Genomic DNA, 21,463 nt, shown 5'->3' with positions numbered 1-21,463 from the left:
CCAGATGAAGAAAAATTACAGACAAAAAAGGCCGCTTTCGCGACCTTTTAAAAATCCAAAATGGATTAGAAGTTTGCGCTACGTGGCGTACGTGGGAATGGGATAACGTCACGAACGTTGCCCATACCCGTCACGTAAGATACCAGACGCTCGAAGCCCAGACCGAAACCAGCGTGTGGCACAGTGCCGTAACGGCGCAGGTCGCGATACCAGTTCATGTGCTCTGGGTCGATGTTCATCGCGCGCATACGCTCGTCAAGTACATCCAGACGTTCTTCACGCTGTGCACCGCCGATGATTTCACCGATGCCAGGTGCCAGAACGTCCATTGCAGCAACAGTCTTTCCGTCGTCGTTCAAGCGCATGTAGAAAGCTTTGATGTCTTTCGGGTAGTTCTTCACGATAACTGGCGCGTTGAAGTGTTCTTCTGCCAGGAAGCGCTCATGCTCGGAAGCCAGGTCGATACCCCACTCAACAGGGAATTCGAACTTCTTGCCTGATTTGATAAGGATGTCGATAGCATCGGTGTAGTCCACCTGAGCGAAATCAGAATCAACAAACTTCTCAAGACGGCTGATGGCTTCTTTATCGATACGCTGAGCAAAGAATTCTAAGTCGTCACGGCGCTCTTCAAGCACGGCTTTGAACACAAACTTCAGCATGTCTTCTGCCAGCTTCGCGACATCGTCAAGCTCTGCAAACGCGACTTCTGGCTCAACCATCCAGAATTCCGCAAGGTGGCGGCTGGTGTTTGAGTTTTCAGCACGGAAAGTTGGGCCGAAGGTGTAAACCTTGCTGATCGCACAAGCGTAAGCTTCTGCGTTCAACTGACCAGATACGGTCAGGAAGGTTTCTTTACCGAAGAAATCTTCGTTGTAATCAACGTCGCCTTTGTCAGTGCGAGGCAGGTTTTCCATGTCCAGTGTAGAAACGCGGAACATTTCACCAGCACCTTCAGCGTCAGACGCAGTGATTAGTGGAGCAGATACCCAGAAGTAACCTTGCTCGTGGTAGAAGCGGTGAATCGCTTGTGCCAGACAGTTACGTACACGTGCTACCGCACCAATGACGTTGGTGCGTGGGCGCAGGTGAGCCACTTCACGCAGGTACTCAATTGAGTGACGGGTTTTCGCCATTGGGTACGTGTCTGCATCTTCAACCCAACCAACTACTTTCACGTTAGTTGCTTGCAGTTCGTATGCCTGACCTTGTCCCGGACTTTCTACCACTTTACCTGTAACTTCTACAGAGCAGCCTGTGGTAAGACGCAATACTTCTTCCTGGTAATTATTCAGCTCATTAGGAACAACCGCCTGGATAGGGTCAAAACAAGAGCCGTCATAAATGGCAAGGAAAGAAATACCGGCTTTTGAATCACGACGTGTGCGGATCCAACCGCGAACAGTGACTTCTGTGTCTACTGCCGCTTTGCCGTGCAGGACGTCTGCTACAGGCACATAGTTCATAATTTGCATCTAACTCCGTTGAAGAATATCCGACGATTCAGAGTCGTCGGATTAGGATAATTCGCACTAGGACTGGCAAGTTTACCCGCATACCTGAGCTACCTCAAGATGCAGGTGTCCTGAGGATTGATGGTGCGATGAGATCGAAGAAAAAACCAGCTAAATTCGGAAGGTGGAGAGTTAAAACAGTATTTGTTTTTCCTTTTCACTTTGAGGTTTGTGTTAACTTCATTGGGGTTGTCCCGTACAAACAGGAAAAGCTTCAGAACTGATTCAGTTTGAGCTCAACGCAATAATTGAGTAGCATCGCCGCGCAATGTAAAAACTCTCGATCACAGGAACGCTAAAAATGCATACCGAACTGTTTAAAGAATTCATGTTTGAAGCGGCACACCGACTGCCGAATGTTCCAGAGGGGCATAAGTGTGGGCGTCTACATGGCCACTCTTTTTTGGTTCGTATCTATGTAGCAGGCGAAGTAGACCCACATACTGGCTGGGTGATTGATTTCTCCGAGATTAAACAAGCATTCAAACCGATTTATGATCGTCTTGACCACTACTATCTGAATGATATTGAAGGTCTGGAAAACCCAACCAGTGAAGTGTTGGCAAAGTGGATTTGGGATCAGCTCAAGCCTGAACTTCCAATCTTGAGCAAAGTGATGATTAAAGAAACCTGTACTGCTGGCTGTATTTACACAGGCGAGTGAGTGGTTCGATATTAATCGTTGAATAAGAAAGGGCCCAATTGGCCCTTTTTTTATGCCTTGAAAAATAAGCAGTCTATGCGCTTAATTCAGGCAATCTCTAGATACTTATGCGTCTGTATTGATAAACGCCAGTTTCTTTTTATGCAGACTTCAATACACAGGTTTGTCGCACGTGCTTTTTGGCTGATAGGCTGAAGAGCAACTTCTTTTCCAGTTAAATCAGTATCTTTCAGTAGCTCGTCAAGTTTCTCAATATCTGTTTCCGTGCCAACAGGGTGCTTAATTTCATTCGCACGTTTAAGTGCTTCTGCCAGCACAGGCAGTTTTCCACGCATGTTGATTTTAGGAGAAACCGTCACCCAAGTGTTTGGTGTAGCCTTCACAGCGTATGTGCCACTGGTTTCGATTTGGCAACGATAACCCTCTGATTCTAATAGTGAAGTCAGAGGAAGGAGGTCAAACATACAAGGTTCACCACCGGTAATCACTACATGTTTTGCGCTGTAGCTGGCCTGCAAATGTGTGATGACCTCTTCAGCAGTTACTTGGGTCCACAGCGGGCTGTCGCCGTTTTTGGTGATGATGGTACCAAAGTCCCGTTCGTCTGCTGGAAGGGTATCCCACGTCTGACGCGTATCGCACCAAGGGCAGCCCACAGGGCAACCTTGGAGGCGAACAAAGACAGAAGGCACGCCGGTGAAGGTCCCTTCGCCCTGAATGGTTTCGAAAATTTCGTTGACGTTGTACATACCGCTATAACAGTCACTGATTCTAAAGAGGGGGCAGATTATGTCAGTTTCAGTCGTGGCTGTCTTGACCAGAAATGAACAGAAACATCTGTTACAGATTGAAATGTCGCTAACTTGTTGATTTTAGGAAACTGAACAATTTGTCTATGCGGTAAATCAATTAGCTCGTGACGTGGTTCACGACATTATCTCATGACGCTTCACAATTACTTCGCAAAGTAAAAAAATTCAATATTAAAGAAATTCACAGGGAGCATGGGATGATCCTCGCCCAGCCAGGACATATAGATCACATCAAGCGTAACAACGCTGGAGCAGTATATAAGTTGATCGATCAGCTAGGGCCAATCTCCCGAATTGAACTCTCTAAGCGCAGCCAGTTAGCGCCTGCCAGTATTACCAAAATTACCCGAGAATTGATTGAAGCGCATTTGGTCAAGGAGACCGAATACGGTGAACCTGTCAGCCGTGGGCGTCCTGCGATTGGTTTGGTGCTGAATAATGAAGGCTGGCAATTCCTCTCCATCCGCTTAGGGCGTGGGTATCTGACGCTGGCGTTACATGAATTGGGTGGCGACATTCTGGTGGAGGAACGTCACGATATTCTGGTTCTCGAGCAGGACATATTGCTTGAACTGATTCAGCAGCATATCAATCAGTTCTTCTCAACACATTCCAATGTCGTTGACCGTGTTACTGCCATCGCTGTCTCACTTCCTGGTTTAGTCAACAGTGCTCAGGGCATTGTAATTCAAATGCCACATTATGATGTTCACAACATGCCGTTAGGGCCCGCGATTCATCGTGCAACAGGTTTGCCGGTCTTTATCGGTAATGACACCCGTTCTTGGGCTCTGGCTGAAAAGCTATTTGGCAACGCACGTGATGTCGAAAACTCGGTACTGATTTCCATTCATCACGGTGTTGGCGCTGGCATTATGATTGACGGGAAAGTGCTTGAAGGCCAGGTGGGTAACATCGGCGAATTGGGCCATATTCAGATTAAACCTTTCGGCAAGCGCTGCTATTGCGGTAATAGCGGTTGTTTGGAAACAGTGGCGAGCTTGCAAGCTGTGTTGGAAGATGCACAGGTACTGCTGAACCAAGGCCATGAGAGCGTATTGCAAGACAAACCGTTGACGATTGATTCTCTGTGTGCAGCGGCAGTGGACGGTGATGGCGTTGCCGTAAAAGTGATCACTGAGCTGGGGCACAACCTGGGCCAGGCAATTGCTATCGTGGTGAACTTGTTTAACCCAGAGCGGATCTTGATTGGCGGTGAATTTAACCAGGCGAAATCTGTGTTGTATCCAGCCATTATGGAACGCATTCAGAACCAAACGCTTCCGCACTATTTTGAGAACCTGATGCTTGAGGAAAGCCACTTCTACACACAGGCAACCATGCCGGGTGCCGCGCTGGTTAAGCGCGCTATGTACGACGGCTATCTGTTGATGAAGGTGCTGGAAGGCTGAGTTATATTCTGCAGATTGAAAAAGGAGCCAGCGGCTCCTTTTTTCGTTTACAGCGGATACCAGACGACACCGTTGTCGAGTGAACGTTTAGTCAGTGCGAGCGCAACACAGATGGCAATCAGTGCCAACATGCTCCAGTCTTTCGCCACAAGTGGACGTTCGTTATACCAGGTGCGCGATGTATTGCGCCCAAACCCGCGAAGCGTCATCGCATTCGAGATCTCGTCAGCGCGGTCCAAGCTGGAGAAAATCAACGGGATCAGGATTTTTGCCACACCACGGAAACGTGTCATCAGAGGTGCGTTCTTTGAGAAATCCACGCCGCGAGCTTGCTGCGCATGCATGATATTGACGAAATCGTTCTTCACCTCCGGTAAATAGCGAAGTGTCAGACTGACGGCATAGGCAATTTTGTAAGGAACACCAATGCGGTTCAGGCTAGACGCAAATTCCGTTGGGTGAGTGGTAAACACAAATACCAGAGCGATAGGGAACATGCTGAAGTATTTCAACGTGACCGTCAGTAGGTAAAACAGGGTTTCCTGAGTCAGCGAATAGTTACCCGGTAACGCAAAAATCTCGGTCGTAGTATTTGTCCATTCAGAGCCTTGTTGTGGTGCAACCAGAAACATGAACACCGCATTCATACTCAGCACACTCAAGGTACCAAGCAAAAGCGGTTTGTAGACCTGAAAAGCCACGCCTGTCATTTTCAACAAAGCCAGACCAAGCAGTACCATTACTACGATAATGCGCAAGTCGAACGTTGTTAATACGACGGTCACCCAAGCCATGAAGAGGGCAAATTTGGTGATGCCATTCAGCGCATGAAGTGGCGATTGAGTATCAATGTAGTTGATACCAAACTTCATTTTGGATGCTTTCATTTGGCGTTGCTCTCTGTCTCAATAAACTGCTGCATGAATCCATTGATATCGCTGATATCAGCCCGCTCTGCCAGCTCATAAAGGCTGGTGGTGGTTAAGTTGGCACTCTCTAATAAAGCCGGCTGACTAAAGACGTCAGTCATTGGTGCATCAGCAATCAACTTACTGTCAGCAATTACGATCGAACGGGTGGTATTTTCAAGCACCAGGTGCAGGTCATGGGAAATGATCATCACTGTTACTCCGCGTTCTTCGTTGAGTCGTTTGATAAAGGACAGCATCGCGGTGTAGTTGCGGTAATCCTGACCCGCAGTCGGCTCGTCCAGAATTAGCAGTTCAGGCTCCATCACCAGAATAGAAGCGATAGTGACACGTTTCTTCTGGCCGTAGCTGAGCGCATCAACTGGCCAGTGTCGGTATTTGCTCAGACCGCAAAATTCAAGTACTTCAAGACAGCGTTGTTCGATCTCTTTGTCATCCAAACCTTGGTTTTTCAGGCCGAATGCCACTTCATCCATGATCATGTGGTGGGAAATCATATGATTAGGGTTTTGCATTACGACGCCGACTTTCTTGCTTCGCTCAAAAATCGACAGCTGATTGAAACCCTGACCTTCGAAAGTAATGCTTCCTGAGTCCGGTTCTAAAACACCCATCACCAACTTGGTGATGGTAGATTTACCCGAACCGTTTTTACCGAGAATGGATACCAATTCGCCGCGGTGAACAGTGAAGGAAATGTCTTCAAGCGCATTTTTCTCACCGTCATAGGAGTAGGTGAGTCCTTCCACAGCTAGCAAAGGCTGCTGATTTTCTTTGCGAGCAGAAGCGTTGTTCGCTGTTGCCCAATGTTGGAGCGACTCTTTGAACTTCTCGACGGGTAGCGTTGACAGATAGGCAGGAGAATCGGATTCAGCCAGCTGACAACCTGCATGTTTGAGAGCAGAAAAGTAGAGCGGTTGGCGGATACCATGAGTTTCAAGCAAACCAGACATTATCAGCGCATTCGGCGTGGTGTCTGCCACTATGGTGCCGTTATCCATCAGTATCACGCGGTCAACATGCTGGGTCAGCACATCTTCCAAACGGTGCTCAATGATGATGATAGTTTTACCGGTATCACGGTGCAGTTGGTCGATAACTTCAATGGTGCGCTTGCCTGTTTTTGGATCAAGAGCGGCTAGCGGTTCATCAAACAGCAGCACATCGACATCGTCGACCAGCACGCCAGCAAGAGATACACGTTGTTTCTGGCCACCGGATAGATCATGAGGCGCATGGTTTAGCAGAGTTTCCAGCTCAACCATCTTGGCAGTAGCTTTCACAACAGGGTACATATCAGCAACTGAAACCTGTTGGTTTTCCAGCGCGAAAGCGATGTCTTCACCTACGGTTAGACCAACAAACTGGCTGTCGGTATCTTGCAAAACGGTGCCGACTTGTTCGGTATGCTGAACCAACGACATGGTGTTAGCGTTGTGACCGCCGATAAAAAGTTCGCCAGAAATATCGCCTTCTACAGCATGAGGAATTAAACCGTTAATACACTGACCCAGCGTGGATTTTCCGCTTCCACTTGGGCCAATAATCAGGACTTTTTCACCGTTCTCAATACGCAGATTGATATTTTTAAGCGTCGGGTTTACCAGCGCATCGTAACGGAAGCTGAAGTTTTTAAATTCGATGGTCATGGAAATGGTCAGGCCTCAGTCAGGTTACGGCACTGGCTATTGCGCTTGGCGACAGATTGCAGGATGAAGTAGCCGACGACTGACACGAGCAAAGCATTACCAGCGGCAATGATACAAAGCTGGATAAACACCTTGGTGAAAGGTTCTGCGTACAAAATAGTGTCAAGAAAAGCTGAGCAGCCGTAACCGACCACATTGCCGAGCAATGCTAACAGCGAAAACAGGAACACATCAGGTAGCTTGAAGTGGCCGTATTTGAGGCGCTTTCTGGTTAGAACCGGGAAGAGGCCGATGATCATACCGACAATACCTGACCCCAATACCCAGGTCAGCCATACGCCCCATCCTGCGAAAAGGTCTGTCACCCAGTGGCCAATGAAGCCAACAAAAAAACCGACACCTGGGCCAAAGAGCACGCTGAATAGCGCCAGAATCGCCATAGCAGGTTTCAGTGTGGTGTTGGCAAAAACGGGGATACCAAACATGGGTAAACCACCGATGCCGTAGAGCGCGGCTCCAATGGCAATGATAACGACTGTTTTTGCAGAGAAATTCATAGATAACCTTTCGCGCCCGGCTTATCGAAGGCGAGCCAGGGCGCTTCGTAATGCAATTATTTTAAGTGGCTCGCAAAAAATGAGGCGGAATTATATAGGATAAATTTGGAGAAAGGAAAGCTATCAGTCTAGACGTCTAAACCTTTCTGTAAACCAAGATAGACGTTTGATGAAGCTTTGAACGGAGCGAAATTGAGAACCAATAAAAAAGGCGCCGAAGCGCCTTTCTCATAAGATGGGAATAGGTTGCTATTTCGCCAGCTTTTCCAGTACCGCTTTTCGCTCTACTTCACGACAAGCCGCCGCAGTAAATACTACGTCTGTTGAGCTGTTCAGTGCGGTTTCAGCTGAATCCTGAACCACGCCGATAATGAAACCTACCGCGACAACTTGCATCGCCACATCATTAGGAATGCCAAACAGATTACACGCCAGAGGGATCAGCAGTAGAGAACCACCAGCCACACCAGACGCACCACATGCTGAAACTGCCGCAACGATGCTTAGCAGAAGTGCAGTTGCCAGATCTACCTTAATGCCCAGAGTGTTAACTGCCGCCAGCGTCAGCACTGTGATGGTAATCGCCGCACCACCCATGTTGATGGTTGCGCCCAGTGGAATTGACACTGAGTAAGTATCTTTGTCCAACTTCAAACGGTTACATAGCTGCATGTTCACAGGGATGTTGGCAGCGGAGCTTCGCGTAAAGAAGGCGGTCATGCCACTTTCACGCAGGCATTGGAACACCAATGGGTATGGGTTAGAGCGTGTTTTGAAGTAGACGATAATTGGGTTAACGACCAGTGCGATGATCGCCATGCTTCCAAGTAAAACGGCCAGCAGGTGAGCATAGCCCATTAGTGCTTCAAAACCAGTTTCCGCAAAGGTTTTCGCCACCAGACCAAAGATACCCAGTGGTGCTAGTTTGATGATGTTACGAACGATAAAAGACACGCTCTCCGCAACATCACCGAATACGGTTTTTGTGGTGTCATTCGCGTGGTGAAGAGCAATCCCTAAACCGGTTGCCCATGCAAGAATACCGATGAAGTTGCCATTCATCAGGGCATTGATTGGGTTGTCAACGATGCTGAACAGTAGGGTAGTGATGACCTGAACAATACCTTCAGGCGGTGCGATTGCAGCGTCAGAGGCTGTTAGCGTCAGTTCCGTTGGAAACAGGAAACTCATGGTTACTGCTGTCAGTGCAGCTGCAAAGGTACCAACAAGGTAAAGGATAACGATTGGACGAAGATGTGTGTGTTGGCCTTTGCGTTGATTAGCAATGGATGCGGCAACCAGGATGAATACCAGAATTGGCGCAACAGCTTTCAATGCATTGACAAAAAGTTCGCCCAGGAATCCAACGGCTTTGGCACTTTCTGGCGAAAAACTTGCCAACGCGACACCCGCAATAATACCGACCAGAATCTGGACAACCAGACTGGCATTGGCAATGCGAGCGAGAGGAGATTGTGTTTGCTTCATTATATTCTCACTTCACTGTGTAAGGGTCTTGGGGCCCCATAACCTACAAAGCCTCAAACGTCATCACGCTTGAGGTAAAACTGTTAACACGAGGTTAGCGGTTGGATTAAATCAGGAGGGCTGCCGTTCTGTAAAGCGGAAAATGATATAAAATATACAATCAGATCGCATATGCATGATTTTATAACGGTATATGTGTAATGAATAATGTAATGTGTTGGATAAATTACTGTTTATCAGTTGTTAATGAAGCCAATAAAAAAGCGCCCCACAGGGCGCTTTAGATGAGCTATGAATGTATAATGCTTAACTTATAGCTTTAATAAATAACCCTGCCTACGGTGTTCAGCAGCTGGCTCACCCCTTTGGTAAAGTGAAGTGGAGCATCAGCAACGGTGTAGCATAGGCAGCCATCATGGGTCTGTGGCGTATGATGATTCGAGCTATCAAGAACGATAAAATCGCCTGGGACATATTTGTCATGCTCGTCTTCGAAATGACCACTCAATAGCAGCGTTACTTCCATTCCCTTGTGTGTGTGGCTTGGAACACTACCATTCATACCAATATGAAGCAGGCTCGCTCGTGTATCACCCTCATTCAATGGAAGCCTGGCTCGGCTGATAGCACCAATCGAGCTCCAGCCTAGATGGTGGTAGCGGCGGAGTGCAGTGGGCAAATTGTAACGCTCACCAGCGACCTCGATCTCCGAGATAGGTGACGCGGAGACTTTCGTCAATGGTGCGCTTTCTCCGCTGATGATGGACGCCATCATATCGGCAAAAATGTCTTCTTGGACGTTTTCTTGCTCAATAACATTGTCGTCATTAAATGCTGCGTCTGCGGCTTTTGCCTCATAATGTGCGAGCTTTTCTGCACAGCAAGGGCACAGTTCGCAGTGAGCTGCTACGGCGATAGACATTGACGCCGGTAATTCACCCGCCGCGTGCGACGCTAGTAAAGCTTCAGACGGATGGTACTTAATCATTGTTTACCTCCAGATGACTACGCAGTTTTTGTAAACCCAGTCTTAAACGCGACTTAATTGTGCCAAGTGGTACGTTGAGCTGATCTGCGAGTTCTTGGTGTGTCAGTTGTTTCAAGTAGACGCCTCTCACGACTTGCTGCTGAAGATCAGGAAGCAAATCGATGTAAGAGAGAAGTTGAGTTTGGATCTGATCCTGCAGAGCTTCGTCTTCTTGATCGCCGACCTCTCCATCAATGAGCGGCCAAATGTCGCCACTCAAACAATCTTCTCTGTTGCTCTTCACTTTTCTGAGCATGTCAAAACTCACGTTGCGCATGATAGTAAAGACCCAGGTGGATGCCCCGCCTTTGGAACCGTCGTATAAGTGTGCTTTGCGCCAAACCAATATCATGGTTTCTTGCACCAACTCCATCGCTTGGCCGTCTGCTCTGAGATGGCGGAGACCATAAGCTCGGATTTTCGGCGCGAAATGACTAAAGAGGCTTGAAAAAGCCTTATCGTCTCTGTTGTTCGCAACGAGTGTGAGTAACTCCGCCAAATGTTCAGGAGTAGGTGTAGACATAGATGACCGACTGTTTGATCGCTTCTGGTTGCTTGAATTATAAGTGCTTTCGACCAGTTCCATGATGATTGTGTCCTTTAAATGTCTTATCAGTCGAAACGAATTAAATTCAAATTTGGATCACTAATACATCAAATTTTTTCTTCTGTGAGGAGCAACGAAATGAATTGTTTTGCTTCTTGTAGGTCCTGCTGTGCCAAAAACCATTGGCGTTGATTGTTTGCGAGCGGAAGGATTTCCAACCAGCGTTGACAGACCCACAACATATCGTCAAATTGCTTTTCGCTGTGATATTGGGAGGCATGTTCAGGGTGCGCATCAAACAGGTTTTCTAGCGCTTCGCCCAATACTCCAGCAACTTCGACTTCATTCCAGTCAGGTAATGCCTCGGCATCGCCAATCCATAACCCGTCTTCTTCCTGTCCTATGTTGTCGAGTTTGACACGGGATAGGCCTCGTATGGTTATACCAAGAAGGCCGTCGGGCAGGGTTTCAAAATCGACGATCTTTACATGCGTGCCAAAGCGGCATATTGCATCACCGTCTTTCATTGCCAGAACGAAGCCACTGTCGCTCGCCATAGATTCTTTGACCAGACGCACGTAGCGCGGCTCAAAAATTCTCAGCTTGGTGACACCGCCAGGCAATAAAAACAGTGGTAGTGGGAAAAGACCTAAGTGCATTGAAACCTCCATAAAATCACGTAGAAATTTACGGAGGGAACAATGTGTGCGATCACCGTTTTTTAACCTTTGTTATCAAAATAGTCATTCAAGCCAGAACGAATAGCCTCAACCAGTTGCTGTAATTGCACACTGTTCATGTCGTATGGCGGCATGATGTAAACCAGTCGACCAAATGGACGGATCCATACTCCTTTGTTAATGAAGTGTTTTTGCATGGTGTCGACATCGACGGGTGAGTGAGTTTCCACCACACCGATAGCACCAAGCCAACGCACGTCTTTTACGTGTGGCGTTTCCAGCAATGTTGGAAGTAATTCAGCTAACTTTGCTTCGATACCAAGTACTTTTTCTTGCCAAGGGGTGTCTTGAAGTAATTGAAGGCTGGCGTTGGCCACAGCACTAGCGAGAGGGTTTCCCATAAAGGTTGGGCCATGCATAAAGCAACCCGCTTCACCGCCACACACTGTGTCTGCAACATGCTTGGAAGTGATAGTTGCAGCCATGGTCATATAGCCCCCCGTTAAGGCTTTGCCCAGGCAGAGAATGTCGGGCTCGATACCAGCGTGTTCACAAGCGAAAAGCTTGCCTGTGCGGCCAAAACCTGTCGCGATTTCATCGCAGATTAGAAGAATGCCGAACTCGTCGCATAGCTCCCTGACACGTTTGAGGAAGGTTGGGTGATAAATCCGCATCCCACCCGCTCCTTGAACGATAGGTTCAAGGATCACAGCTGCTATTTGCTTTGCATTGCTTTCTAGTTTGTCTTTGAAATCGGCAATATCATTTTCGTCCCACTCATCGTGGAATCCGCATTGCGGTGAGTCCGCGAAAATATGTTCCGGTAAAAACCCTTTATAGAGCTTGTGCATTGAGTTATCTGGATCGGTCACTGACATGGCTGCAAAACTGTCGCCGTGATAGCCGTGGCGAAGCGTCAAGAACTTCGCCCGGCTTTCTCCTTTTGAATGCCAATACTGAAGTGCCATTTTCAGCGCGACTTCTACAGAAATAGAGCCTGAATCACAAAGGAATACTTTCTCAAGAGAAGGCGGTGTCATCGCTACCAGCTTCTTACACAACTCGATCGCTGGCTCATGGGTGATGCCACCAAACATCACGTGAGACATGTTGGCAAGCTGAGATGTAACAGCTTCATTCAATGCGGGATGATTGTAGCCATGAATCGCTGCCCACCAAGACGACATGCCGTCAATAAGCTTGGTGCCATCTTCCAGATAAATGTGAACGCCTTCCGCCCGGCTAACGGGATAGCAAGTCAAGGGGTTAATGGTGGATGTATATGGGTGCCAAATGTGGTTGCGGTCGAATGCGATATCCATGCTCAATAATCGTCCAATTGTAAACCATAGAAAGTGTTTGCTGTTGACATTGTAAAGGGCGACCTTAGACTGGACAAGTTATCGTTTAATCAATTTGAGGAAAGACAGGTGGACGTTCGCCATAATTGGACTGTCGAGGAAGTGCAGGCCCTTTTTGAAAAACCTTTTATGGATCTGATGTTTGAAGCGCAGCAGATTCACCGACAGTATCAACCCGCTAACCAGGTGCAAGTCAGCACACTGCTTTCCATTAAGACCGGTGCGTGTCCTGAAGACTGTAAGTACTGCCCCCAGAGCGCACATTACCGCACAGACGTTGAGAAAGAGCGTTTGTTGGAGGTAGAGCGTGTTCTGGATGCAGCGCAAAAAGCGAAAAATTCAGGTGCGACGCGTTTCTGCATGGGTGCAGCGTGGAAAAACCCGAAAGAGCGTGACATGCCTTATCTGAAAGACATGATTAAAGGTGTGAAGGGGATGGGTCTTGAAACCTGTATGACACTTGGTATGTTGAGTTCGGACCAAGCGAACGAACTTGCTGGTGCAGGTTTGGATTACTACAACCACAACCTAGACACTTCGCGCGAGCACTACGGTAACATTATTACTACCCGCACATTCCAGGATCGTCTGGACACACTATCTCACGTTCGTGGTGCAGGTATGAAGGTGTGTTCCGGCGGTATCATCGGCCTTGGCGAGAGCAAACAAGATCGAGCTGGCCTGCTTGTTGAGCTGGCGAACCTTCCACATCACCCAGAAAGTGTACCAATTAACATGCTTGTTAAGGTCAAAGGCACGCCGATGGAAAGCGTCGACGACGTTGAGCCTTTTGACTTCGTTCGTATTATCGCCGTGGCGCGCATCATGATGCCAAAGTCTGCCGTTCGTCTCTCAGCAGGTCGCGAAAACATGAATGAACAGATGCAAGCCATGTGTTTTATGGCGGGTGCGAACTCGATTTTCTACGGATGTAAGCTACTGACCACGCCAAACCCAGATGAAGACTCAGATATGATGCTCTTTAAGAAGCTGGGCATTAACAGCGAGCAGGCTGTTCAAAAACCGGATCAGGTTCAGGAAGAAACGCTTTTGACTCAAGTGGCAGAGCGCGTAGCTTCTCGTCCGGGTAAAGACGACCTCTTCTACGAAGCGAACGTTTAGGAGCGCGCTTCTACAATGCGAGAACAATGCCAGCTGCAAAGCCGTATTGAGCATAGGCTCGAAGTGCGGCGGCAACAACGCCTTCACCGTCAGGTGGCTGCATTCAGCCACCAAGACGGACTGATAACGGACAGCGGCAACCGCCAGTTCGCTAATTTCTCAGGCAACGATTACCTTGGCCTCGCTCAGGACGCATCCCTTATCAAAGCGTGGCAAGAAGGACTTTCCCTTTATGGCGCAGGAAGCACAGCTTCGCCATTGGTAACTGGCTTCTCTAAAGCTCACCAGTTCTTGGAAGACAAGCTTTGCAATTGGCTTGGCTTTGATCGAGCGATATTGTTTAACAGTGGTTTCTCTGCCAATCAGGCGGTGATTTTCTCTTTACTGGAAAAGGGGGATTTGCTGCTTCAAGACAAGCTTAATCATGCCTCTTTAATGGAAGCGGGCATGCTGTCTGAAGCCACTATGAAACGCTTCCCCCATAACGATGTGACTAAACTTGGCGCGCTTTTACAGAAAGCAGGCAGCCCAACGCTGACGGCCACAGAAGGCGTTTTCAGCATGGATGGTGATTTGTCACCACTGGCTGATGTCAAAGCACAATGTGAAGCTCACGGGTCATGGCTGATGGTGGACGATGCGCATGGCTGTGGGATTCTAGGCGAAGATGGTCGAGGTAGTAGTAATCATGCAGGTATTAAGCCTGACATACTGATCGTGACCTTTGGTAAAGCCTTCGGAATGATGGGCGCGGCTGTACTTTGCAGTGAGAGTGTCCACGATTATTTGACGCAGTTTGCCCGTCACTACGTGTATTCAACCGCGATGCCTCCTGCTCAGGCACATGCTTTGACACAAGCGGTGGAGGTCATCAGCACACAATCCTGGCGTCGTGAAAAACTCGCATCTCTCTCTGAGCTTTTTCATTCTTCGTTAGCTGACGCCTCAGAAGTCATTCCTACGGTAACGCCAATCAAACCCGTTGTATTGGGCGATGTAGAACGTATGCAAATTGCCGCAACATCGCTTAAAGCCTCGGGTTTTTGGACGGGGGCGATTCGTCCACCGACAGTGCCAGCAAATTCCTCTCGCCTTCGAATCACGTTGTCAGTCAACCAAACCGAATCGCAGGTGAAAGCGTTAGCAGAGACACTGAGCCAGATTTTGCGGGAGGTGTCATGAGTCAGGCTGTCGATTTTCAACAGGATGCCCTCGCGATGTTGGGTGAGGAAAAGAAAGCGATTAAAGACGCTTTCAGTCGGGCAGCGAAGACCTATGACAGCAGCGCTGCGTTTCAGCGTCGGGTCGGTCACTTGCTGATGGAAATGAACACAGACTGGCAAGATAAAACAGTAATCGATTTGGGTTGTGGCACAGGTTATTTCACCAAACAGATGCTCGCGTTGGGTGCGGACATGGTCGCACTCGACCTTTCTGACAAGATGCTCGAACAAGCAAAGGTTCGTTGTGGCGATAGCGTGAACTATATTTCAGCGGATGCTGAGTCACTGCCATTGGCAGATAACAGCGTTGATGTCGCGTTTAGTTCACTGGCATTACAATGGTGTCATGATCTCTCGGTGCCAATAAGTGAGCTGAAAAGGGTGGTGAAACCAGGAGGTAAGATCCTCTTCACTACTTTGCTTGAAGGTTCACTTGAAGAATTGAAACAGGCTTGGCGAAAAGTAAATGGGCAGTCTCACGTTAATACCTTTTTATCGCACAAGCAGGTAAACATTGCGCTCGCTCAAGCTCACTGCAACCACTACCACATAGAATGTAAGCCGATTACGGAGTATTACCCCTCAGCGTTGGCACTGATGAAAGACCTTAAAGGGATTGGTGCTACGCATTTACAAGAGGGCAGAAGTGCGGGATTAGTCGGCAGACGTGCCTTTATTGAATTGGAAAGCGCATATGACGTTTACCGAAACGAAGATGGCACAGTACCCGCTACGTATCAGGTTTGCTTTGGAGCTATAAATAATGAATAAAAGCTTTTTCGTCACAGGTACGGATACCGAAGTTGGAAAAACCGTCGCTTCAATGGCGGTGATGCAGGCCGTCTCCAAGGCTGGCTATAGTGTGGCAGGTTACAAGCCTGTGGCTGCAGGCAGTAAAGAAACAGAACAAGGCCCAATGAACTCAGACGCCATTCGTCTGCGTGAATGTACGACAGTAGAAGTTAGCTACCAAGACGTGAATCCGTGTCTTTTGCATGCAGCTTGCTCACCGCATATTGCCGCGGAGCTGGAAAGTGAGACGGTAGATTTCAACCAACTGTCTGACGGTTTGAAACGCCTTCAGTCTCGTTCAGAATTCACGCTGGTGGAAGGTGCTGGCGGCTGGCGAGTGCCTGTCACTTATGACACAACACTGGCCGACTGGGTTGTGGGCGAGAAACTACCGGTGATTCTGGTCGTGGGTATCAAGCTGGGATGTTTAAATCATGCATACCTGACCGCTGAAGCTATTCGCAGAGACGGCATGGAAATCGTAGGATGGGTCGCGAACCGCGTGAATCCGGGTACAGAGCACTACTGCGATATCGTGAAAACGTTAGAACACCACTTGAAGGTACCTAAGTTGGGTGAGATCCCTTACATGCCTTCCATCAAGTCACGTGATTTGAGTGGGTATATCGACATCGCGCCACTGGGGTTGTAGCAAAAAGAAAAGCCAGCTTAATGCTGGCTTTTTTTGGAACTTGGTTTGGTGCTTATTTGCTATCTTCCGGCAGCAAGCCCATCAGCGATTGCTGAACATCGGACACTTCTTTGAGCTTTTGGTTCTCATCGTCGGCAAGCCCCAACTCGGCACAAGCTTCGTCAAAGCTCATTCCCAAGTGACAGCAAAGGATATCGATCGCCATACGATAATTTTCTTTGTCAGCCATGATTCTCTCTCCTTAGAATCGCGTCCCTGCAGGGCCACAATGTATGCCTTTTGGCATTTCATCCTTATGCGTACGTTATTCCTCTCTGGCGACAAATACAACTCGACAAAAGTCTAATACCCTAGTCGAACATCCTCTATCTGTTACCTGTTTTTACGCACGTTTAAAAAATAGCATACGGCGTATGTTTGCAAGAACTTGCGTTTTAAACTGTGCTCCTTCGCAAGTTCCTGAGTGGGTGAGATGGAATCTTGAATCCAGGATCACGATTTCAGCTCATGGGGTGAGGGCATTATTGCTCATGTTGTCTTTCCGACACTTTGCACACGATCTTTTATTCGCTTAAGCTGATTCTTTGGGCGGGGAAGTGCCTATTGTTCACAAGTTATATTTCAAGGAAGACAATGTACGTTGACTACTCAAAATACTCTCCCAAGTCTTTGATTGAGGCACTCTCGACAATTGACGGAGATGCCTATCCGGAAAATTATAAGAGTTTGATTGCAGAGATATCTTCTCGCCGAGAAGAGATTGAGATGTATGAAGCTTCTTTGGAACAGAAAAAAGCGGAGAGATGGGAATCGTATTTTTCCTTTATAGGTTATTGCCAACTCGCCACTGGTGTTCTTGCTATCGTGGGCTGTGTCTTGTCTGTTTACAACCAGTTACTTTTAGATGCGGCTTTTGGCTTTGGTATCGCAGCATTAAATATCGCCGCGGGTTATTCAATTGTAAAAAGAGAGTGTAAGTACTTCTTCCTATCATATTTAAATCTAGGGCTGCAGGTGTGTTCTTTTGGGATTGGTGGCTTCTATTTTAACTACTACGGATTGGGTGGGGTGTTCTTGACATATGATTGGGTTTTACCCGTTTACAACTTTCTTGAATTTGGCTTCTCGATTGGGGGGAATATTGCTTCATTTTCAATGGGTAGTGATTCAAATGGATTTATTCAATTAGATGTTTTAGCCATACTCTGTCTTCTTATAATTTACAAAGTCATGACCAAGCGAAATATTAACCCAAGGCTATGAAATATATCAAAAATATTCGTAGCCCAAGGCTGGCTCGTTCAGTCTTGGTACGCCTTAGTCCAATTACTTAAGCTGATTCTTTGGACGGGGATGTGCCGTTCATCACGACCTTTTACAGGAAGGGAAACTATGAAATATCCTGATGACGATATTGGCAACGTATTTCGAAGAATGGAGGAGAGTAATTTTGACTTCTCAAAAGAGCATGTCGTGGATTTTTATGCTGTTTTCGCTACTGAAAAAGAGGCTGATAGCGTTGCACGGATGTTCCTCGCAGATAAAACCCGATATGAAAATATTGAGACGCGTCCTTATGACGAAGGTGGAATGGAGCTAGAGATCTCCAAAAAGATGTTGGTAACTTATGATTCAGTACTTGAGCTTCAGGAACTTCTGGCCGAAAGGGTGGCGTTGGTAAGAGGATACCTAGATGGCTGGGGTGTAATGCAGGAGTAGATGCTTGGCACATACGAAACCTTCTAGGATCTATGGCATTCCATTGGATATGCTGTAGTACGAAGATGAGTTTTTAGCACGGAGCTCTCGAAGTGTTGGGCGCTTGGCAACTGATGTTTGCACAACCTTGATAGCGGCAGATATGTTTTGGGAGAAATGATGGAGTACGTTGGTTTTTTCCTTGTATTGATTGCAATGGCAATTTTTGTCTATGCGGCAATTCACCTTGTTAAATTTCTATATGGCCTTACTCAATTTCAATTTAGAATCAGAAGCTTACTTACTTTTTTTGTTTCCTTTTTTATTATCATTGCGGTGAAGTTTATAATCGATAACAACGCGGATCTATTGCATTTTGAAGTCATATCTCCGACGAGTAAGGTTGAGATAATGCAAAGCTGATATTGCGTTTATGAGGTGTTTACAAAAGCGCTTCTCAGCTTTTAAGCCGTTCTAGATAAGTTTGCATCTCACCTTCGGATAGTCTCATTAGATAAGGATATGAAATGAGCAGTTTCAAATTTTTCTTTTTGGTTATGTGTGCCATTTTGCTATCTGCTTGTTCGTCCAACAACCTCGAAAAAGTGCCTGTGACTCTCGATGTCAATGGGGAAAAGAAATTGGACGCTGGCATCTCTTACTTATTGGGTGCAGATGATGGTGTCTATGCTGCCCATGACTTCAAGGGTTATGACCAACTCCTCTTGTTGTCACCAGCTCTAACGCTTTTAGAAAGTAGAGTTTTCGAAGATTTCTCTACTTTTATTAAAGACGAAAAAGACGACGAAGTAATTAGAGTCTTTGGAGACTATAAGAACAAATTTGTTTTTAATTTCATTAAGAAAAATGATGAATATACGTTTCTTACAGATAAAGATGGCCGGCCATCAGCCTATTACACTGAGTGGCATTTTTCTGATGAAACGATGATTAAATTCTCAAGAGGTAGCCCGGTGCGTATTTACAGACTACCTAGTTTTGAACAGATAAAAGAAATACCGGTATTGTTGCCAAATTATCAGGTTTATCATGCTCTCTCTGAATCCAAAAGATTCCTACACATCTTCAAAAAGGATGGCAATAACCATAAAGTCATAGACTTAAACAATGGCGTCATCCTGTCTGACGGTTATGTTGCTAAGACCGACAGAAGTGAGAAGGTGATTGGAGCCATAAAACTTCATAACGATATCATTATCATTATGAAAAATAATAAGTTAGTGCAACTGGATGAGCGCGGGAACCTCATCAAGACATTACCTCTTCAGGTCAGCGTGGAATCATTAGGTCATGTGGGTGGTTGTTTGTCTATTGGTACCGTTGATGGCCATATTGCCTTCATTAATAAAGACCTCTCAACGATTTACGTGACTCAGGAAGTTCATAACGGCTGGGTGTCGCACGTGACTACAGACCAAAAGGGCGTTGGCTACTCCGCTGGTGTAGATAGAAAAGTAGTGTCATGGCCCGTACCCAAGGGGTGTTTACTGAACTAGAGCCCAAGAAATAGCCCTTGAACTGATTGGCGTTGATGGTTGGGTTCTGATGTATCAATGCCACAGGGAATTGAAAAAGTGAAAAGAAACGTTGTAGTTCTTGTGCTGCGAAAGCCCTAGGGGATAAATGTGCAATGATTGTTTTTAACGCCCTGACCAGAGAACAAAAACAATAAATTTTCGTGATTTGTGTTTTAAATTGTTACACAGGCTTGTTTTTCCACATTTCGACCCTACTATTCGAGAAGTATACCCAAGCTAGCTGAGGTCACTGGAACCAGCGACTTGAGGTAGCTTGAGTAATACGCTTTCATGATTCGGAGAATATTGACGCAATGAAACGCATCGCTTTATTTCTGATGACAAACTTGGCTGTACTGTTTGTCTTCAGCATCGTATTGAACATCGTATATGCCGTCACTGGCCTGCAACCAGGTAGCTTGTCTGGTCTGTTAGTAATGGCGGCATTGTTTGGCTTCGGCGGTTCCCTGATTTCGCTGATGATGTCGAAATCTATGGCACTGCGCTCAGTAGGCGGCCAGGTTATCGCACACCCTCGCAATGAGACTGAGCACTGGCTTATGAATACCGTAAGCCGTCAGGCGCAACAGGCGGGCATTGGAATGCCGACCGTTGCGATATACTACTCAGACGACATAAACGCATTCGCAACAGGTGCGAAGCGTGATGACTCTTTAGTTGCGGTGTCGAGCGGTCTGCTTGAAAACATGACCCGCGACGAAGCAGAAGCTGTATTGGCACACGAAGTGAGCCACATTGCTAACGGTGACATGGTGACTATGGCGTTGATGCAAGGTGTCGTAAATACCTTCGTTATCTTCATTTCCCGTCTTATTGCCGGTGCCATTAGTGGCGTTAACAGCAGCGACGAAGAAGGTGAAGGTGGTGGCAGCTTCATTACTTATTTCATCGTTTCCTCGATTCTGGAAGTTGTGTTTGGTCTGCTGGCAAGCATTCTGACTATGTGGTTCAGCCGCCATCGCGAGTTCAAAGCGGATGCTGGCGCTGCCAAGCTGGTAGGTAAAGAGAAAATGATTGCAGCTCTTGAGCGCCTGAAAGTGAGCCATGAGAGCCGCCTTGAAGGTTCTATGATGGCTTTCGGCATCAATGGCAAGAAATCGCTTAGTGAACTGTTTATGACTCACCCTCCATTGGATAAGCGCATTGCATCACTGCACACAGGTGAGCATCTGTAACAGGAAATCGTCCTGACTTTGATAAAAACGCCTCCTTATTTAAGGGGGCGTTTTTTATCCCCCTCTTTTTCTGCTAGGAAGACAATCATCAGCTAGATTTCAAGAAAACACAGAAGGAGAAAGGAATATGAATCCTGTGGGTTGGTTTGAAATTGCAGTTAGCGATATGGACAGAGCAATGACATTTTACGAAGCCGCTTTAGGTATGACGCTAAGTAAACAAGAAGTGGGCGGGCAGCAAATGGCCTGGTTCCCCGTTGAAAAAGAAACAGCCTATGGTGCGACCGGCGCTTTGGTCTTGGGCGAGCCTGGCGCTTCAGCGACTACTGTCTACTTTGGTGTAAACAGCATTGAGGATGTTTTAGACCGTGTACCTGAAGGAGCTGTCGTTGTCCCTAAAACAGCAATTGGTGAAAACTTTGGCTTTTTCGCACAGCTTCGTGACAGTGAAGGAAACTTGATAGGTATACATAGTCACACTTAAGCGACAAGTTGTAAAAAATCCGGCGTTGCGGTCACGTTTGTGGCCACTTTTGCTTGGGTGGTTATTTTTTCAGCGCCCTCAATGTGTTGAAATGACATTCAATGCGTGCAGTTACTAT

Annotated in this window: 22 protein-coding genes; 11 read left to right on the top strand and 11 right to left on the bottom strand. The window is 47.0% G+C overall.

Annotated features, from left to right (window positions below; translation table 11 throughout):
- Positions 1-65: 65 nt before the first annotated feature.
- Entirely contained in the window at positions 66-1,466 is a 1,401-nt protein-coding gene (gene asnS / locus GCE9029_RS06840) for an asparagine--tRNA ligase (protein WP_062663150.1), read from the bottom strand.
- Positions 1,467-1,815: 349 nt separating this feature from the next.
- Here asnS and queD point away from each other — a divergent pair, with 349 nt between their 5' ends.
- On the top strand, positions 1,816-2,178 hold the full coding sequence (queD, locus tag GCE9029_RS06835; protein ID WP_002535034.1) for a 6-carboxytetrahydropterin synthase QueD: 363 nt from the start codon (positions 1,816-1,818) through the stop codon (positions 2,176-2,178).
- An 86-nt stretch (positions 2,179-2,264) separates the two neighbouring features.
- Here the strand turns inward: queD and queE are convergent, their stop codons facing one another.
- Positions 2,265-2,927: a 7-carboxy-7-deazaguanine synthase QueE gene (queE, locus tag GCE9029_RS06830; protein ID WP_062662028.1), complete on the bottom strand. Its 663-nt coding sequence runs from the start codon at positions 2,925-2,927 to the stop codon at positions 2,265-2,267.
- Between the two features lie 260 nt (positions 2,928-3,187).
- Here queE and mlc point away from each other — a divergent pair, with 260 nt between their 5' ends.
- Positions 3,188-4,402: a sugar metabolism global transcriptional regulator Mlc gene (gene mlc / locus GCE9029_RS06825; RefSeq protein WP_062662026.1), complete on the top strand. Its 1,215-nt coding sequence runs from the start codon at positions 3,188-3,190 to the stop codon at positions 4,400-4,402.
- Between the two features lie 47 nt (positions 4,403-4,449).
- On the opposite strand, the gene GCE9029_RS06820 is transcribed toward mlc, so the two are convergent.
- From GCE9029_RS06820 to bioA, 8 genes are all read right to left on the bottom strand, one after another.
- A complete protein-coding gene (locus GCE9029_RS06820) occupies positions 4,450-5,289 on the bottom strand; it encodes an energy-coupling factor transporter transmembrane component T family protein (RefSeq protein ID WP_062662024.1) in 840 nt (279 codons plus the stop codon).
- On the bottom strand, positions 5,286-6,980 hold the full coding sequence (locus tag GCE9029_RS06815) for an ABC transporter ATP-binding protein (protein ID WP_062662022.1): 1,695 nt from the start codon (positions 6,978-6,980) through the stop codon (positions 5,286-5,288). The genes GCE9029_RS06820 and GCE9029_RS06815 overlap by 4 nt, the downstream gene beginning before the upstream one ends.
- 8 nt (positions 6,981-6,988) lie before the next feature.
- Positions 6,989-7,537 carry an ECF-type riboflavin transporter substrate-binding protein gene (locus tag GCE9029_RS06810; RefSeq protein ID WP_062662020.1) on the bottom strand — a complete coding sequence of 183 codons (549 nt, stop codon included), beginning with the start codon at positions 7,535-7,537 and terminating at the stop codon, positions 6,989-6,991.
- Positions 7,538-7,786: 249 nt separating this feature from the next.
- On the bottom strand, positions 7,787-9,025 hold the full coding sequence (sstT, locus tag GCE9029_RS06805; protein ID WP_062662019.1) for a serine/threonine transporter SstT: 1,239 nt from the start codon (positions 9,023-9,025) through the stop codon (positions 7,787-7,789).
- A 319-nt stretch (positions 9,026-9,344) separates the two neighbouring features.
- The gene (locus tag GCE9029_RS06800; RefSeq protein WP_062662017.1) at positions 9,345-10,013 is read right to left on the bottom strand and encodes a ChrR family anti-sigma-E factor; all 669 of its coding nucleotides are present in this window, start codon (positions 10,011-10,013) and stop codon (positions 9,345-9,347) included.
- Entirely contained in the window at positions 10,006-10,638 is a 633-nt protein-coding gene (locus GCE9029_RS06795; protein WP_062662015.1) for a sigma-70 family RNA polymerase sigma factor, read from the bottom strand. Before GCE9029_RS06795 ends, GCE9029_RS06800 begins: the two co-directional genes overlap by 8 nt.
- A gap of 68 nt (positions 10,639-10,706) precedes the next feature.
- Positions 10,707-11,258 (bottom strand): LON peptidase substrate-binding domain-containing protein, encoded by a 552-nt coding sequence (locus tag GCE9029_RS06790; protein ID WP_062662013.1) that lies wholly within the window; start codon positions 11,256-11,258, stop codon positions 10,707-10,709.
- 62 nt (positions 11,259-11,320) lie between these two features.
- Positions 11,321-12,601 carry an adenosylmethionine--8-amino-7-oxononanoate transaminase gene (gene bioA / locus GCE9029_RS06785; RefSeq protein ID WP_062662011.1) on the bottom strand — a complete coding sequence of 427 codons (1,281 nt, stop codon included), beginning with the start codon at positions 12,599-12,601 and terminating at the stop codon, positions 11,321-11,323.
- A 108-nt stretch (positions 12,602-12,709) separates the two neighbouring features.
- On the opposite strand from bioA, the gene bioB reads away from it, so the two are divergent.
- From bioB to bioD, 4 genes are read left to right on the top strand one after another with little or no spacing between them, the layout of a single operon-like run.
- Positions 12,710-13,762: a biotin synthase BioB gene (bioB, locus tag GCE9029_RS06780; RefSeq protein WP_062662009.1), complete on the top strand. Its 1,053-nt coding sequence runs from the start codon at positions 12,710-12,712 to the stop codon at positions 13,760-13,762.
- Positions 13,763-13,777: 15 nt separating this feature from the next.
- Positions 13,778-14,944: an 8-amino-7-oxononanoate synthase gene (bioF, locus tag GCE9029_RS06775; protein WP_062662007.1), complete on the top strand. Its 1,167-nt coding sequence runs from the start codon at positions 13,778-13,780 to the stop codon at positions 14,942-14,944.
- On the top strand, positions 14,941-15,756 hold the full coding sequence (gene bioC, locus GCE9029_RS06770; protein ID WP_062662005.1) for a malonyl-ACP O-methyltransferase BioC: 816 nt from the start codon (positions 14,941-14,943) through the stop codon (positions 15,754-15,756). Before bioF ends, bioC begins: the two co-directional genes overlap by 4 nt.
- Complete coding sequence (gene bioD / locus GCE9029_RS06765) at positions 15,749-16,429, top strand: dethiobiotin synthase (protein WP_062662003.1); 681 nt, start codon at positions 15,749-15,751, stop codon at positions 16,427-16,429. The genes bioC and bioD overlap by 8 nt, the downstream gene beginning before the upstream one ends.
- 52 nt (positions 16,430-16,481) lie before the next feature.
- On the opposite strand, the gene GCE9029_RS26495 is transcribed toward bioD, so the two are convergent.
- A complete protein-coding gene (locus GCE9029_RS26495; RefSeq protein ID WP_002535055.1) occupies positions 16,482-16,658 on the bottom strand; it encodes a hypothetical protein in 177 nt (58 codons plus the stop codon).
- A gap of 404 nt (positions 16,659-17,062) precedes the next feature.
- On the opposite strand from GCE9029_RS26495, the gene GCE9029_RS06760 reads away from it, so the two are divergent.
- The 5 genes from GCE9029_RS06760 (at position 17,063) to GCE9029_RS06735 (ending at position 21,345) form a co-directional block, all read left to right on the top strand.
- Entirely contained in the window at positions 17,063-17,692 is a 630-nt protein-coding gene (locus GCE9029_RS06760) for a hypothetical protein (protein ID WP_062662001.1), read from the top strand.
- Positions 17,693-17,821: 129 nt separating this feature from the next.
- Positions 17,822-18,148, top strand: a complete 327-nt coding sequence (locus tag GCE9029_RS06755) for a ribonuclease E inhibitor RraB (RefSeq protein ID WP_062661999.1) — start codon at positions 17,822-17,824, stop codon at positions 18,146-18,148.
- Positions 18,149-18,654: 506 nt separating this feature from the next.
- Positions 18,655-19,644 (top strand): hypothetical protein, encoded by a 990-nt coding sequence (locus tag GCE9029_RS06745; protein ID WP_062661995.1) that lies wholly within the window; start codon positions 18,655-18,657, stop codon positions 19,642-19,644.
- Positions 19,645-19,979: 335 nt separating this feature from the next.
- The gene (gene htpX, locus GCE9029_RS06740; protein WP_062661993.1) at positions 19,980-20,861 is read left to right on the top strand and encodes a protease HtpX; all 882 of its coding nucleotides are present in this window, start codon (positions 19,980-19,982) and stop codon (positions 20,859-20,861) included.
- 127 nt (positions 20,862-20,988) lie between these two features.
- Positions 20,989-21,345, top strand: a complete 357-nt coding sequence (locus GCE9029_RS06735) for a VOC family protein (protein ID WP_062661991.1) — start codon at positions 20,989-20,991, stop codon at positions 21,343-21,345.
- Positions 21,346-21,463: the final 118 nt, after the last annotated feature.

Origin of the sequence: Grimontia celer (genome assembly GCF_900055185.1) — a bacterium.
GTDB lineage: Bacteria > Pseudomonadota > Gammaproteobacteria > Enterobacterales > Vibrionaceae > Enterovibrio > Enterovibrio celer.
Note: the sequence above shows the minus strand (reverse complement) of the source record. Positions and strands in the feature narration are given on the sequence as shown.